Annotated in this window: 18 protein-coding genes; 5 read left to right on the forward strand and 13 right to left on the reverse strand. The window is 60.7% G+C overall.

All coding sequences use genetic code 11. The annotated features are described in order from the left end of the window. Window position 1: 1 nt before the first annotated feature. The 6 genes from ACVMIM_RS23495 to ACVMIM_RS23520 form a co-directional block, all read right to left on the reverse strand. Window positions 2-1,900 (reverse strand): hypothetical protein, encoded by a 1,899-nt coding sequence (locus ACVMIM_RS23495; protein ID WP_476114841.1) that lies wholly within the window; start codon window positions 1,898-1,900, stop codon window positions 2-4. Window position 1,901: 1 nt separating this feature from the next. Beyond that, window positions 1,902-2,093, reverse strand: coding sequence for a hypothetical protein (locus ACVMIM_RS23500; protein WP_476114843.1), 192 nt, complete (start codon window positions 2,091-2,093; stop codon window positions 1,902-1,904). 2 nt (window positions 2,094-2,095) lie between these two features. Then, entirely contained in the window at window positions 2,096-2,485 is a 390-nt protein-coding gene (locus ACVMIM_RS23505) for a hypothetical protein (RefSeq protein WP_476114844.1), read from the reverse strand. Between the two features lie 201 nt (window positions 2,486-2,686). Beyond that, complete coding sequence (locus ACVMIM_RS23510; RefSeq protein WP_476114846.1) at window positions 2,687-3,193, reverse strand: hypothetical protein; 507 nt, start codon at window positions 3,191-3,193, stop codon at window positions 2,687-2,689. Window positions 3,194-3,525: 332 nt separating this feature from the next. Further along, window positions 3,526-4,080, reverse strand: coding sequence for a hypothetical protein (locus ACVMIM_RS23515; RefSeq protein WP_476114847.1), 555 nt, complete (start codon window positions 4,078-4,080; stop codon window positions 3,526-3,528). A 2-nt stretch (window positions 4,081-4,082) separates the two neighbouring features. Continuing rightward, window positions 4,083-4,922: a hypothetical protein gene (locus ACVMIM_RS23520; RefSeq protein WP_476114849.1), complete on the reverse strand. Its 840-nt coding sequence runs from the start codon at window positions 4,920-4,922 to the stop codon at window positions 4,083-4,085. Between the two features lie 127 nt (window positions 4,923-5,049). Here ACVMIM_RS23520 and ACVMIM_RS23525 point away from each other — a divergent pair, with 127 nt between their 5' ends. Further along, window positions 5,050-5,229 (forward strand): hypothetical protein, encoded by a 180-nt coding sequence (locus ACVMIM_RS23525; protein ID WP_476114850.1) that lies wholly within the window; start codon window positions 5,050-5,052, stop codon window positions 5,227-5,229. A 226-nt stretch (window positions 5,230-5,455) separates the two neighbouring features. Here ACVMIM_RS23525 and ACVMIM_RS23530 read toward each other — a convergent pair whose 3' ends face one another. The 5 genes from ACVMIM_RS23530 to ACVMIM_RS23550 all read right to left on the reverse strand — a co-directional run bounded on the left by ACVMIM_RS23530 (window position 5,456) and on the right by ACVMIM_RS23550 (window position 9,472). Further along, the gene (locus tag ACVMIM_RS23530; protein ID WP_476114851.1) at window positions 5,456-5,980 is read right to left on the reverse strand and encodes a hypothetical protein; all 525 of its coding nucleotides are present in this window, start codon (window positions 5,978-5,980) and stop codon (window positions 5,456-5,458) included. Between the two features lie 543 nt (window positions 5,981-6,523). After that, window positions 6,524-6,823 (reverse strand): helix-turn-helix transcriptional regulator, encoded by a 300-nt coding sequence (locus ACVMIM_RS23535; protein WP_476114852.1) that lies wholly within the window; start codon window positions 6,821-6,823, stop codon window positions 6,524-6,526. A gap of 116 nt (window positions 6,824-6,939) precedes the next feature. Next, window positions 6,940-7,392 carry a hypothetical protein gene (locus ACVMIM_RS23540; RefSeq protein ID WP_476114853.1) on the reverse strand — a complete coding sequence of 151 codons (453 nt, stop codon included), beginning with the start codon at window positions 7,390-7,392 and terminating at the stop codon, window positions 6,940-6,942. Beyond that, on the reverse strand, window positions 7,389-8,579 hold the full coding sequence (locus ACVMIM_RS23545; RefSeq protein ID WP_476114855.1) for a tyrosine-type recombinase/integrase: 1,191 nt from the start codon (window positions 8,577-8,579) through the stop codon (window positions 7,389-7,391). Before ACVMIM_RS23545 ends, ACVMIM_RS23540 begins: the two co-directional genes overlap by 4 nt. A 314-nt stretch (window positions 8,580-8,893) precedes the next feature. Then, entirely contained in the window at window positions 8,894-9,472 is a 579-nt protein-coding gene (locus ACVMIM_RS23550; RefSeq protein WP_476114857.1) for an NUDIX domain-containing protein, read from the reverse strand. Window positions 9,473-9,657: 185 nt separating this feature from the next. On the opposite strand from ACVMIM_RS23550, the gene ACVMIM_RS23555 reads away from it, so the two are divergent. The 3 genes from ACVMIM_RS23555 (at window position 9,658) to ACVMIM_RS23565 (ending at window position 11,469) form a co-directional block, all read left to right on the forward strand. After that, window positions 9,658-10,761 (forward strand): NADH:flavin oxidoreductase/NADH oxidase, encoded by a 1,104-nt coding sequence (locus tag ACVMIM_RS23555; protein WP_476114859.1) that lies wholly within the window; start codon window positions 9,658-9,660, stop codon window positions 10,759-10,761. A gap of 164 nt (window positions 10,762-10,925) precedes the next feature. Further along, window positions 10,926-11,204 carry a DUF982 domain-containing protein gene (locus ACVMIM_RS23560; RefSeq protein WP_476114861.1) on the forward strand — a complete coding sequence of 93 codons (279 nt, stop codon included), beginning with the start codon at window positions 10,926-10,928 and terminating at the stop codon, window positions 11,202-11,204. Window positions 11,205-11,229: 25 nt separating this feature from the next. Then, the gene (locus tag ACVMIM_RS23565; RefSeq protein WP_040995552.1) at window positions 11,230-11,469 is read left to right on the forward strand and encodes a DUF2188 domain-containing protein; all 240 of its coding nucleotides are present in this window, start codon (window positions 11,230-11,232) and stop codon (window positions 11,467-11,469) included. Between the two features lie 189 nt (window positions 11,470-11,658). Here ACVMIM_RS23565 and ACVMIM_RS23570 read toward each other — a convergent pair whose 3' ends face one another. Both ACVMIM_RS23570 and ACVMIM_RS23575 read right to left on the reverse strand, forming a co-directional pair. Beyond that, complete coding sequence (locus ACVMIM_RS23570) at window positions 11,659-11,931, reverse strand: hypothetical protein (protein WP_476114862.1); 273 nt, start codon at window positions 11,929-11,931, stop codon at window positions 11,659-11,661. 183 nt (window positions 11,932-12,114) lie between these two features. Then, a complete protein-coding gene (locus ACVMIM_RS23575; protein WP_476114863.1) occupies window positions 12,115-13,089 on the reverse strand; it encodes an alpha/beta fold hydrolase in 975 nt (324 codons plus the stop codon). A gap of 138 nt (window positions 13,090-13,227) precedes the next feature. Between ACVMIM_RS23575 and ACVMIM_RS23580 the strand changes: the two genes are divergently transcribed. Further along, complete coding sequence (locus ACVMIM_RS23580; protein ID WP_476114865.1) at window positions 13,228-13,968, forward strand: competence/damage-inducible protein A; 741 nt, start codon at window positions 13,228-13,230, stop codon at window positions 13,966-13,968. Window positions 13,969-14,025: the final 57 nt, after the last annotated feature.

Here is a 14,025-nt window from a genome sequence, read left to right on the forward strand (position 1 = left end):
GTTAAGCCCTCGATGCCTGCAAGGTGAGTTCGTTGAACATGTCGCGGGCGCGCTGTTTTGCGGTCTCTGCGCTTTCGCCTGGGGCCGCGTAATAATTCAGGGTGATGTCCGAGCCGGGCTGCGCAACCGAAACCTGAGTATTGGACGTGCCATCATCAGCATAGGACGAAAGGCTATAATGTCCGATCTTGCCGAGTTTGCCGCCGTGGGGGCCCAAATTGATAATGTTTCCGACATGGGAGCCATGCTGTGGGTCCCATTGATCGCCGAATAGGTGTTCTTCGCCCTGGCCGGTGCTGATTGCGCTGCCGTTTGCCGACAGGGCGGCAATCAGGTAACTCGGAAGCTGGCCGAACTCGTTGCCGATCAGGTCGGCTAATGTGCTGACTGAGTGGCTGATCGTGGTCGCGCCGCTGGTCACGGTGTCGCCGAGGTCGCGGAAATAGCCGTGGGTGTTTCGGTCCAGAGTGTCGATATTGTCGGCTGTGTCGCGGGCGTATCCGGCGGTCTGCTTTGTGTTGTCCGCTGTATCCGCGTTGTATTTGGTGACATTTACTCCAGAGCCGTTGACGTTCGTCTGAACGGTTCTGCTTTGGTCGGGCAGTGTGATCTGGTTCGGGTTGCCGCCATAGCGCGTGACAGTCGGAAGCGAGCCAGGTGCCTTTGCGCCTTGGAATGAAGCCAGGGCATCCATCGAGGCGTTCTCGGCCGCCCGAAATGCTTCGGCAAAGTTGGCGCGGATTTCGTTCGCGGCCGAGACGCCGACGCCTTGGATCTGGCGCAACCGAAGCTCAAGATCGTTAAGGCTCTGCTGGGCATCCTCAAGCTCGATATGAACATCGATTCCCTGCGCCGCTTGGGCTTGAAGCTCGGCGATCTTCTGCTTCAAGAAGTCAATGCCCTTGGTGACTTCCGAGATGTCGGATGCACCAGGCGCGACCAGCGTGCCATTCACGAGGCGATCGAGGATGCTGTCTTTGCGGAACGGTTCGCCGCCAATAGCAACGATCAGCTTTTCGAGGGTTGCCCAGCTCGGGTCATTGACGAAATCCGTCAGCGCGCCGGCCGCGACATTCACCTCCTTAGAAAAGTTGGCGAAGCCGGTTGTTGCCTTTTCAAGGACCGGCGCCAGGTTGATCACGGCTTCGCCGAGCTGAACGTGAATTATCTTGCTCAGAACATCGAGCCGGTCATCGAGTTCGCCGGCACGCTGTAGCAAGTCATCGGGAACGATGATGCCCATGTCCCGTGCCGATTTCTTCATAGCCTCGATCGAAGCCCGGCCCTGATCGAGGAAGCGGGCCATCTCGACGCCGCTCTTGCCAAAGACAGATGCGGCAAGTGCTGCCTTCTCGGTCGCGTCATTGGTCTGCGCCAGGGCATCAGAAACGAGCTTCAGACGCTCTTCCTGATCCTTGGCGTTGATGATGTTTTGCAGCAGTTGAGGATTGAGCTTTTTCAGGCCGGCATAGAGCGCGCCCGTGCCCTTTTCCGCCAAACCGGCATTTTTGGCGAAAATGCTGAGGGATGAGTTGAAGCTTTCCTGCTCGACATTTGCCTGCTTGGCCGCGAACTGTAGGGCCTGGAACGTCTCCGGCTTGAGACCCGCCTGCTTCGAGTTCGTGGCGATCTCGTCATATTCCGAGATGGTTTGCTTGAGGGTGTCGAATGCTCCGCTCAGCGACGCAATGGAGGCGATGCCCGCGCCGGCCGCCAAGCCGCCGACGAAGGTCTTGAGGGTAGAGCCGATTCCGGCAACGCTCCTCTCCACCGCTGCGACGCTCTTCGCCATGCGAGCAGACTGGCTTTCGACCGTGGTCGCAGCGCTCTTGAAGCCCGTCGCGAACTTAGAGGCGTTGGTTGAAAGATCGATCGAAATGCTACCGACGGTTGCAGGCATATCAGGCAGTCCCTTGGGTTTCTAGGCCGGCGATCTCGGCCGCTGTTTCCGCGTTCCGAATAGCTAGGAATCGGCCCATCGCGATTTCGACCTCCTCCAATGCTGAGAGGGGCGAGCCAGTGATGAGGAAAGCCGCGTCGATGCCGGCTGTGATCAGATTTCTGGCGACTTCAAGTTGCTCTTCTCTGGTCATGATCATTCCCACGGCGGCCGAAAATTCGGACCGTTCGCTGCCTTGCGGCCGGCAGTCTTCGGATCGAGCGATTGAACAGTGATGCGAAGGGAGCGCGCGGCGGCGAGTGCCGATCGGGACTCCCGTTCCCGCATCTTCAGCAGGCGGTCATACCGCTCCAGGCCGCCCGTTTCCTTCAGCCAGTTCGGCTTGAATTCGGCGATGAGTTTCGACAGGTCACGAGCGCTGCAAGCGTGCCTGGCATAGGCCGCGAGCTGCTCGGCATTTTCCGGCCGGATCCAGCCCTTGGGCATCGCCGCAAGAACATCCATCCACACGGCCACTTCAGCCTCAGAAAGGCCCTCGGCCGGAGCGACATCAGCTTTTGAGCCGACCTTGACGACCGATGCCACCGCGAAGCTTGCCGCTGATCGTCTACCGCGTGCTGCCATTGTTACGTCGATCCTTTCAGATCAAAAATTCTGGTCATTTATGGAAAGAAAGCTGCCCGAGCGGTCTACGAGGCGATCGACTTTCGGACGCGATGGCCCCCCCTGGGGATATGGCCGATCGGCTTCGTGCTCGATGAACCACGCCACCGGCTTCAGCCAGGTTCACCACATCCGCCTCCATGGTCCCGGAGGTTCGACAGCATCGGCGAGCGCTTGCGGGTAATAATCCTTCACCTCAATGCCCGCGCCGTAATCCACGGCTACGGCCTGCAGCGCATCAGCCCAAATGGCAGGATCGAAGTGCTTGTAGAAGTCCGACGAGGCCCAAAGCATTGGGTCTTCTGGCTCTGCGAAATCGACGTGCATCAGCACCGTCATGCCATCTTCGGCGCGGGCTACCGCAATGTATTCGACACTCAGGCCAGCGCTAATCGCTTTCCGGACATCGGGAAGCAAATACGCCCACATGGCTCGCACAGTCACCAACTCGTCCGACTGAGTAGGAGCCGCAAGATCAACTCTGATTGGGTTGGTTGCCTCAGCCTTAATGCATTCCCGGATCGCCCAGTCGCACAGTTCCTTGTGCCGCGTCTCGATCATCTGACGGCCAGCGCCACGCGCCTGAAGAGCGGCTAGCTCTCCGGCTATGTGCGTATCCAAGTCAGCCATGAACGCCTCCACGCTACCCATAGGTGTTGCTTATTTCGACGCCTGCCGTGTCTCACGGCGCCGCTTCGTTTCGAGGCTGAAGTCTCGTGTGATGTATCCACCCCTGACGAAATCAGGCGCTTGCCGCTGTTCAAGGTCAGTCGCTCGCTTCTGCATCTTCTTGGCCGGCGACTTCGGAACCGCGATGGTTGGCACGCGCCGCCAAAACTTCTCGCTATGAAGCCCGGATGGTCTAAGCCCGCGACACAGATCGAAACGCGCTTGATACAACTTGCCCTCATAGAGACAGCGTTCGCCTTCCAGATAGGTGACAAGCCTGTTCCATGGTTCGGTCAACGTCGTGATCCTTTCTCGATCATTTTGTTAATGGTAGCGGCGACAGGTTCGAGCAGCCGCAGAGCGATCGATGCCTCGCGGATGAGTGTCGGCATCATTTCAACTTGCGCCTCGCGCACCTGGGCATTGAGGGCTTCGGCAATTTCGAGCAATTCGCGAATTTCTTGGAGGCGCTGGGCGATGAGTGAGCCAAGGCCCTTGATGTCATCATTCAGGACAGCGTGGGCATGATCGCGATAGGCCAGGCGCAGGCGCCCCAGATCGGCAGAAGCTTCGCGGTCGCGCTCGGTGGCCGCTCGTATCTCTGCCTCCAGGTCATCAAGCCTGGAGTGCAACGTGTGGGTTGCAAGCCTGTCGTGGCACGGATTCTCGACGCACGCCTCAATCTGAAGCGCCTCCCGGCGAGTTGTCAGCGAGCGAAGATTGGAGGATGCGCGGCGCGCTTCTTCCTTCGCTAGCAGATATTCCGCGCTCGGCTTCGGCAAGCGCAATGCTGCCCGGAAAAAGGATGCATCACTTGCGATGGGGATGATTTTGCTGATCAGGTTCATGATCATTTTATGCGGCTTGAAACGCGATGCGTCTCGTCGCGATTGTCGCGTTTGGCGAAATAGGTTCGAAGCGCTCCGATGTCGGCTTGCCAACGCCCTCCACGCTTCCGGCCGTAGCCCTTTTGGCGACAAAGGTTTCTGACGCTATCGAGCGGGATGCCGAGCGCCTCGGCTGCCACTCCGGTCTCTACCCAGGTAGGGTTCGAGGATTTCTCCTGCTCTGCCTCCACCTCGATTTCGGCGACGAGCGCGCTCACCTCTGCGAGCATGCGCCTTATCCGGGCGAGCTTGCCTGCGGTGCTCACACGCTGCCCTCCAGTGGGGGGGAGGATCGATGCTGGCGAGCATTGCGAGAAAGACCGCTCGGGCAGCGCAACGCGAGTTTCCGCGAAACTCTGAAAGTTTTTTCGGATGGGCCAAGGAGCCATATTGGCCGCCAGAACATCAATCTGGCTTTTTGCGCATTTTGGGTCGGCAAGCGGTCTAGGCTGATGCGCATGGCTGTCTTCACCGCCCCCGGCCGCACCCTCAACATTTGAATTGCGGACGGGTGCAAAAAGCTGCGGGGCCGGTCCGCTGAGCTTGGGAGCTATCGCCTTCCATACCCGCCCCCTGTGCGCCTGCGCCGCAGGAACAATTGCTGCCGGCGCCTGTTGACCTTTGGAAGGGACCAAACCCCGGAAAGAAACGGGATGGTCGACGTTACTGTTCTGGAAATGGCGGCTGCGCGCCAGCACGCGAAGCGCGCGGAACTCTCCCTGCAGGAAGCCGAGGCAATGCTCGATGAGAATTGCGGGATCGCCGTCGCCATCGCACTTTGCGACCGCATTCGAAACGGACAAGCGCGAGCGAAAGCAGCTCGGCGGCGGCTGAGGAAGATCAGCGAGCCCGGAAGGTAGACCTATCTGCGATTGACCCCACCGTCCCAAGAGATACGTTGGCCTCGACGGCTGATGAGGGAGATCAACAATGATCGCCGAATACCAGGGGAACGATCTGACGACGGTCTCAACTAAACCCCTCTTGGGCAGCGTTGAACTCATTGGGGAGGATGACGAGGTGATCGAGCTGCACCTTGATGCCGAAACGGCTGAAGAGCTGATTTCGGCTCTGGTGCAGTTCTTCAATCTGGGAACGCCAGTTTCCTGACAGACCTTGGAAGGAAGGGCGCCAGCGTTGCTTCCAGGATCCTCTTCCTTCCCAAGCCCTGCACCGCTGGCGACAGCCGCGAACTTTTCCGATTGGCGAAGGTCTAAGTTCTTTTTCTGTTTTTTTTCTCTTTCTGTTTCGGGTCTATGTTCTGGTCCGTGTTCTGTTCCTTCTCGGTCTCTGTATCTGTGTGTCGACACTCTCCCGACAGGCTCTCGACAGGCTGTCATCTTGATGACCTCATCAATCGAGAGTTGGCCAGCGCAGACGTGATCGGCGTAGCAACAGGGTCGCTTTCGAACCACTCGCGCACCTCGGCATCGTCGCCAGGTTTAGGCGGGGGGAAGGTTTTTCTTCCCCACTCAGTCTGAAGGAAATCGGCCTCGGCAAGCTCCCTGATCTCGTCGCTATCGATATTGGAGATGATTTTCATCGTCCCCTTGGCGTGGTCCTTGTTGGTGGGGATGTTACCTTTGTGCCTGAACCACTTCTTGACGTAAGTTTCTTCGGTCGCGTGGTCGTGCAGAACCAGGTCGGCGCCCACGACACTGGCAAGCGCCTCGCGGTACTGCTGTGAAGTCCAGCCCAGATCTGCCAACGCATATCCTTCGCGGATGCGGCAGCAGCCCGCACTGGTCTGGTGCGGCGAAGAGATGAAGTAGAGGTGCAACTGCCGGCCGTCACCGTCGAGCGACAGGAAGGCCGGAGAGGTCCAGAGATTCGGTGAGATGGGTGCGAAGTCGCGGCTCATCCGGCACCTCCTTCCAGCCGTAGGCGCCGGTGCTCAGCCTGGTGATGTCGGCGACATAGCCAGGTGCCTTTGAGAGGCTGGTCATAAAATCGCGGGTCGTGGTGGAAATCAGTCTTTGGCGAGCCGCAGACTGCGCAGCATTGCCGGACCAGAATGCCTTTCCTGATGGCGTTGGTAGTGGCGCAGTGAGCCCAGCGAGCCAAGGGGTTCGCATTCTGCCATCGCTGTTGCGGGGTTAAACCATCTTGAGCTTTTTGCCCTCTTTGTTTAAGCTCGGCTTGTTCTACTACCTCGATTTTGAAAGCCGGTTCCGTTCGCAGCGGGCCGGCTTTTTCGTTCGTGATCTCCATCAGCCAGCCCTCGCAAGTTGCAAGTTGTGAAGGCGGATGGCTTCACAGGCTTCCTTAGCCGTGAGGCCAAGACGCTTGAGAGCTGGCACCGATGGGCCGCGAATGTGACGCGGCGTCTCTTCCAAGAACCTGACGCCGAGTTCTACGTTCGGATCGAGGCAGGCGTGATCTTCAGTTTCGGGGCGGCCGGTCATTATGCGGCCCTCCGAACGAATTTGCTGGCCAAGTGCCGGCAGAAGTCGGCGCGCGGGTATCTCACCACCTTCGCCGTGAGCCTCATGAAATCGGGACCAGTTCCCCGGTTCCGATGCTTTTTGACGGCCGAAGGCTTCACGCCTTGGATGGCAGCAAGGTCTTCCGGATCGAAAAAAGCGGGGAGAGTTTCGTCGGTAGCAAGAGCTTCATAGAGCGCGGCACCGCTGAGGCCGGATGCTGCCCAGAAGCTTAGCCGGGCATTGAACGCCCTAGCCGTGGCCGTGTCAGTCTGTTCCATTTCGTCACCCTTGGGTTGTTTCGGGTGACGCCCAATTTACTCACGAAAACTCCAAGCGCTACAAGATCTTGTTTCGCAAAATGCCTGTGTTTCTGACTGTCAGAAATTCGCCGACTTTATGAAACCGCAGCGTTCAAGGCTGACATGTCGCCATTGGGAAAAGCCGCCTTATACTGGTTCCAGGCCCGTCTCACTGTTGAGGTGCTGACATTGGCATCCTTGGCCACACCGGCTACGGCAAAGTCGTCTTTGTCGCCAGCTTTTATCCTGGCGTGAACGTTCATCCCATAGACCAGCCACTTGCCGCGATACTTCGAAGCGGCAGTTCCCCTGCCCCTGCTATCGAGCAAGAAAGCTCCGGCAACGGCCTTTGCGAATTCCTTTTCATTGGCTTGTTCCCCAATCGCGAAGAGGCGTCTGGAACATAGGTCCAGGTAGGACAGAACCCAATCCGGTATGGGCATCGACGCCGCCCGAGCCAGCCGAAAGGCAGCCCAAACGTGCATGGCGTTGTTGGTCGCCATGAAGCTCCGGCGTTCCACCTCGATAAAGTCGCCATTGCCGGTCATCGGGATATCTCCTTTACGTCGGCCATCGGCTTCTGCAGAACGTTCATGGCATCAGCGGCACGTTGGGCACCGCGCCGGCCAAGGCTTTCGGCTTTCGAGACATAGCGGTTGGTCATCGCCAGCGTTTTCCAGCCGAACGCCTCGCGCAACTCATGCGCCTCGGCGCCGGAAACCGCCGCCCATGTCGCCGCCGTGTGACGGAGCCCGTGAGGCGTGATCTGATCAATGCCGGCCGCCGTGCAAATGGCATGGAGCACTTCGCGAAGTCGCTTGTAAGAAACCGGCTTCGAGCCTTTACGGCCGGAGAACACAAAGCCGATGCGATGCTTCTGCCGATCGATGAGGGTGGCGGCATCAGTCGAGAGCGCACGGACAGAAACGCCGCTTTTGGTATCGGGAAGCCGCGCGACCATCTTCTGAAGATCGACCATATCCCATGTCAGCAATCGCGCCTCGCTGACACGCCAGCCTGAGACGGTGAGGTACCGGATGAGATCGCCGCACTCGCCCTCGACATCGGCCAGCGCCCTTATGAACTGTGGAAGGTCTCGCTCATCAAGCCAGTCTTCCCGAGCTGTTTCCGTGTTTTTCTTGATTCCGATGCAGGGGTTGTCCTTCCGCCAGCCAAGCTCGATCGCTCTGCCCATCATCACCGACAGCACGGCAAGGGAGCGGTTCGCGTCGGTCGGGTTCGCGCGCTTCTTGCGGTGGAAGTCCCGCACCATCTCGGCAGTGATGTCTGCGACTCGCTTCCCCTTGAAGTAAGGCAGGATGTTCCGCCTGATCCGGCCGCGATAATCCTTCTGTGTTTCAGGCTTCTTTGCGGCGATATGCGACTTCTCGAAGTCATCCACGAGATCTTCGAAAGGTGGTTGCGCTTTCTTAGCAGCCCTGGCGGCAGCGGGGTCATCACCCACTTTCACTGCCTGGAGGATCGCAAGCGCTTCCGCCCTCGCCTTCTCGGCTGGGAAAACTGAATGGTCGCCAATGATGATCTTGCGGCGCTTTCTGACTCCGTTCCGCACTGGCAACTCCTGAAACACCAGGAAGGTCTTGGCGGGCTTGCCATCGGCCTTCCGACGCAGCCGGATAGCGAAGCCAGCAAGCTTGCTGTCGCGGACGATCAGTTCATCCCGGCCGGCGGGCAGAGTGGCAGACTTGACGTAATTGTCGGAAAGAATGGGCATGGTCGTTCCCCCTTGGGGTAGCCGTGCGGGTAGCCGCGACGTGTCTACCCTTGTCACCTTATTGGAACAAACAGAGACTGTAAACCCTCGATCTTTCCTTATTTCACAAGGGTTTCAGGTGACATGGATACCCAAGGGAGGACGGGCAGGAATTGACTTAAAATCCCTCGATCTCTGATCGTACGGGTTCGATTCCCGTCGTCCGCACCACCCTTCGCCCTTCGAGCTTCGGGTGGCGCGCCATCGGAAGCTTAAAACGAAGGAACGTCCTCTCAAGCCTTGGCGAAGAGGTATCGGCGTGACCAAAGACAGGCTCAAGCCTTCATCGGATTGAGCTTCAGGTGCTGGATCAGGATGATGGTCTTGGCGTCGAGGATGCGGCCGTCGGCGATGCCGGCCAGCGCCTCGTCCAACGGCATTTCCAGAACCTCGATGTCCTCGCCTTCCTCCGGCGAGCCGCCGCCGTCGGAAATGCGGTCGGACGGCGAATAGCGCGCGGTGAAGAACCAGAGCCGCTCCGTCACGCTGCCCGGGCTCATGAACGGCGCGAACAGGCGCTCGACATTTTTCAGGTGGTAGCCCAGTTCCTCTTCCGCTTCCTTGCGGATGGCTGTTTCGGGATCGTTTTCGTCGAGCAAGCCTGCGCAGGCCTCGATCAGCGGCTCGCGATGGCCCACGGCGTAAGCCGGGAAACGGAACTGCCGCACCAGGAGCACGGTCGAGCGCTGCGGATCGAAGGGCAGGATCACCGCGCCGTCGCCGCGATCGTAGGTCTGGCGGATCTGCGTCTCCCATCGCCCGTCGCGACGCCGATAGTCGAGCACCGTCTTCTTCAGCACCGCCCAGTCGTCCGAAAGGACCTCCTCCGAACGGACGCGAACGCGATCTTCCATGACGACCTCCATACTGGCGGCAAAGGGGTAACGATGAAAGCTGGCGCGCGCAATCCTGGGAACCAATTGGCCTGGAAACCGACTGGCCTGGAAACCGACGGGTCCAGCGACAGTTTCACCGGCTCGTGTCTGGCGCCAAGCGCCATGACTGCCTAGATAGCGGTATCTCGCCAGGAGCCCGTTTCATGACGTCATCGCTTTTCCAGCCGATCACCCTCGGCGGCCTCACCTTCCCCAATCGCATCGCGGTTGCCCCCATGTGCCAATATTCCGCCGAGGATGGCTCGGCCAGCGACTGGCATCTCCATCACTGGATGAACCTGGCGATGTCGGGCGCCGGCATGGTGACCGTCGAGATGACCGATGTCGAGCGGCGCGGCCGCATCTCGCATGGTTGCCTCGGCCTCTATTCCGACGACAACGAGGCGGCCGCCAAACGCACGCTCGACGCCGCCAGGCGCGTCGCCGCGCCCGGCACGAAGTTCGGCGTCCAGCTTGCCCATGCCGGCCGCAAGGCCTCCAACCGCAGACCCTGGGAAGGCGGCGGTCCGCTGCAACCCGGCGAGGATCCATGGCAGACGGTTTCTGCCTCGGCCATCGCCTACGACACGGGCTGGAATGTGCCGCACGCGTTGGAAGAAGACGAGATCCTGGGGCTCATCGCGCGCTTTGCGCAGTCGGCCGTGCGCGCCGAACGCGCCGGCTTCGACTTTGCCGAATTACACGCCGCGCATGGCTATCTGATCTTCCAGTTCCTCTCGCCGCTCTCCAACCAGCGGACGGACCGCTGGGGCGGCTCACTCGAAAACCGCATGCGCTTCGCGGTTGAAATTGCCAGGGCAGTGAGAAAGGCCAGTCCGTCCATGATGCTGGGTGCGCGCCTTTCGGTGAAGGAATGGGTCGACGGCGGTTTCGACGTCGAGGACGCGATCGAGGTGGCCAAGGCGCTGAAGGCCGAGGGCATCGCCTATATCTGCTGTTCCAGCGGCGGCAATTCGCCCCTGCAGCAGGTGCCGCCCGGCCCCGGCTACCAGGTGCATCTGGCGGAAGCCGTGCGCAACGGCGCCGGCATTCCGACGCGCGCCGTGGGGCTGATCGACGACCCGAGCCAGGCCGAGGCGATCGTCGCCGACGGCCGTGCCGACATGGTGGCGCTGGCGCGTGCATTCCTCGCCGACCCGCGCTGGGGCTGGCGCGCGGCGGCTGCTTTCGGCAAGGAAATCCATCCCGCGCCGCAGCTGGCACGTTCGGTGACGACGATGCGGCATTGGATGAAGGCCGCCAGCTAGTGCAATTCCAGGAAAAGCGTGAACGGTCAGGCTCGGCGACTTCGCCGTAGCCTTCCGTCCGGAATTGCGTCGAACCAAACCGGAAACTCAACGGGTCCTGAGACGTTTGGGCGCAGGATCCTCGTCACAACTGCAACCAATTTGGCCGCTTTACGTTGGCGGCCATGATAGACAACAAACCCTTTGAAAAGCCGGTGGTGGTCGAGCTCGGCCATGTCGGCAAGTATCGCCAGATCCGAAGCACCCGCGAGGCCGCCGAGTGCCTGATGACCGTTTGGCCGCTCAATCGCGGCGAGCGCCATCGTGATGCTCTCGACATTTGCCTCAAAGCGCTGGAAGGTTATCGTTCGACAGCGGACGCGCGTCGCGCCCTCGTCGAGGCGGCCAGGGAATCGGAAGTGCTGGTCCCCGAAGACAGGCTGCCCGACGGAAAGCTGCATTGAGCAGACTTCTTAACTGGAGGATTCCATGGCGAAGCTGACTTACAAGATCGTCGAGCATGATGGCGGCTGGGCCTATAAGGTCGGATCGACATTCTCTGAAACTTTCCGCACGCACCAGGAAGCGCTGCGCGCCGCCGAAATCGCCTCAGCCGAGCAACAGGTCGCCGGCACGACCGACGGCATCCAGTATGAGGATGCCGAAGGAAACTGGCACGACGAACTGGCCGACGGCCGCGACCGCCCGCAGACCGAAGTATCGGACTAAGGCATTCCAGAACATGAGTGGTCAGGCGCGGCCCCTTCGCCGCCGCCTTCCGTCCGGAACTGCGTGAGAACAAAGATTAGGCGTTTCGCCGATTTCCGTGAAACGGTGAAACGCCCTGCACTAACTGGGGCGCCTTCGCGACCGGCAAAGCCCAAGGCTTTCATGCCGGCCGCCGGCGATTGTGCGGCGCTATTTGCCGCAGTAATTGTCGTTGACGTTCTGCTGTGAGTTGGCATCCGGACCAGGCGTGGTGTCCGCACACGGCCCGATAGCACCGGTATTGCCGTAGGTGGTCAGTCCGGAGCCACCATTGATGCTCCCTGTGGTATAGGGGTCTACCTGCTCGCTCGCCGCGGGACGATGGTCGCGGTGCCACCACCACCAGTCATCGGATGACTGCGCCATGGCCGCGCCACCCATGGCCAGCACCAGCGCCGAAGCTGCGATAAGTCTTGTAAGCATCGGAGTTTCTCCATTCTCTCGATCGCAAAAAATATGTGGGACGGAAGCCCCACAGCGATACGAACGAAACCCTGCGGCAGGGGCTAAAGTTCCACCAGAAATTGCGGGTGGGACGGAATGTCCGACACTTTTGTGTGACGCTTCGTGAACGGCCGTGGAACGCGCGCGGGGCGCCAGCAGAAATCATCTCGCATCGGCGAAAGCGCGCGCGGCGACCCGTTTTATGAAAGCGACGACCCGCTCGGGGGCCACGAATTGGGGCATGTGGCCGAGACCGTCGGCCCGTTCGAAGTCGATGCCCTTGACCTTATCCAGCATCGGCTCGCCATGAACGGCCTCGCCGATCACCTGATCAGCGGTGCCGAACAGGATGCCTGCCGGCATCGCTATGTCGCGGTAACGGCGTTCGATTTCGCCAAGATCCCGCTCCATCGACACGACATCGGTGGACGTGGCGAAATAGTGGGACGGACGCAACCCGAGCCATCCCCCGCCGGCGACCATGTAGTCCGCGGGAACCGCTTGCGGCGCGAAAATGAACCTCAGCGTCGGCTGAGCGTAACGAAGGCTGAATGGTATCGCCACCGTATGGGCCAGGACGCGGCGCAGCAGCGGCGATGGAACATAGAGCAGGTCGAACCGCTGACGTGTCCTCGCTTCGAGATGCGTCAGCGGCGAGAGCAGCGCAATGCCGCAAATCGGTGTCGGATGCCCGGTTGCCAGAGCAAGCGCGACGGCCCCGCCGAGCGAATGGCCGACGATCAGCGGCCGCTCCAGGCGCAGTTCCCCGATGAAGCGTCGCACGATGTCGGCCTGTTCGGGCAGTCGGCCGGTGGCGCCCCTTGCCCGAACCGAATAGCCGGAGCCCGGCCGGTCGAGCGCGATCAGCCGGTAACCAGGGCCGAAGCGCCCGAACAGCGTGTGGCGGAAATGGTGGAGCTGAGCGCCGAGTCCATGGACGAAGATGATCGGCCTGCCCTCGCCCTCTTCCACATAATGGATGCGGTTGCCGTCGATCTCGATGAATTTCCCGCAAGGCGGCACCAGTTCTTCGGCCTTTGCCGCGATCCGCCAGGTCGCAAGCATCAAGGCGAGCACGGCAAGGACGACGGCGGCAAGCAAGCCGGCAAGCAGCCACAAGGCAATCGATATCGGCATGTTTTCACCCCGACCGGACCGACCGCACCATATCCGCAATGGCCGCCGCCACAAGCGCGCATCCGACACATCGGCGTTTCGCATTGCGGCCGGCCGCCGGCCGCGTTATCTCAGGCGACCTTTGTGCCGGAGCCCGCCATGCCTGAAATCGTCACCGCCGCCATGCTCGTCATCGGCGACGAGATCCTCTCCGGCCGCACCAAGGACAAGAACATCGGCCACCTCGCCGACATCATGACGGCGATCGGCATCGATCTGAAGGAAGTGCGCATCGTCCCCGACGAGGAGGACGAGATCGTTGCGGCGGTGAATGCCGTGCGCGCCCGTTATACCTACGTCTTCACCACAGGCGGCATCGGCCCCACGCATGACGATATAACCGCCGACTCGGTCGCCAAGGCCTTCGGTGTGCCTTGCGAATACGATGCAAAAGCCTACGCACTGCTCGAAGCGAGCTATGCCGGGCGAGGCATCGAATTCACCGAAGCGCGCAAGCGTATGGCGCGCATGCCGCGCGGCGCCGACCATATCGACAATCCCGTCTCCGTCGCGCCGGGCTTCCGCATCGGCAATGTCCACGTCATGGCCGGCGTGCCGTCGATCTTTCAGGCCATGCTCGACAATGTCGTGCCGACGCTCAAGGCCGGCACGAAGATGCTGTCGGCCACGGTGCATTGTCCCGTCGGCGAGGGCTTGATCGGCGGGCCGCTGGCCGAGATCCAGAAGGCGCATCCCGACACGATCATCGGCTCCTACCCCAAATATGGCGACGGCAAGTTCTGGACCGAACTCGTCGTGCGAGCCCGCAGCGAGGAAGCGCTCGAGGCCGCGCGCAAGGACGTCGAGGCGATGGTGGCGGGCTTAGCCAAGGCAGGCTGACCGGCGTTCGGCTGGAACCAGTAAACGCGCTGAGGCGTTCCTTCGCTGCGCGCACGC

Source organism: Mesorhizobium sp. USDA 4413 (genome assembly GCF_056280365.1).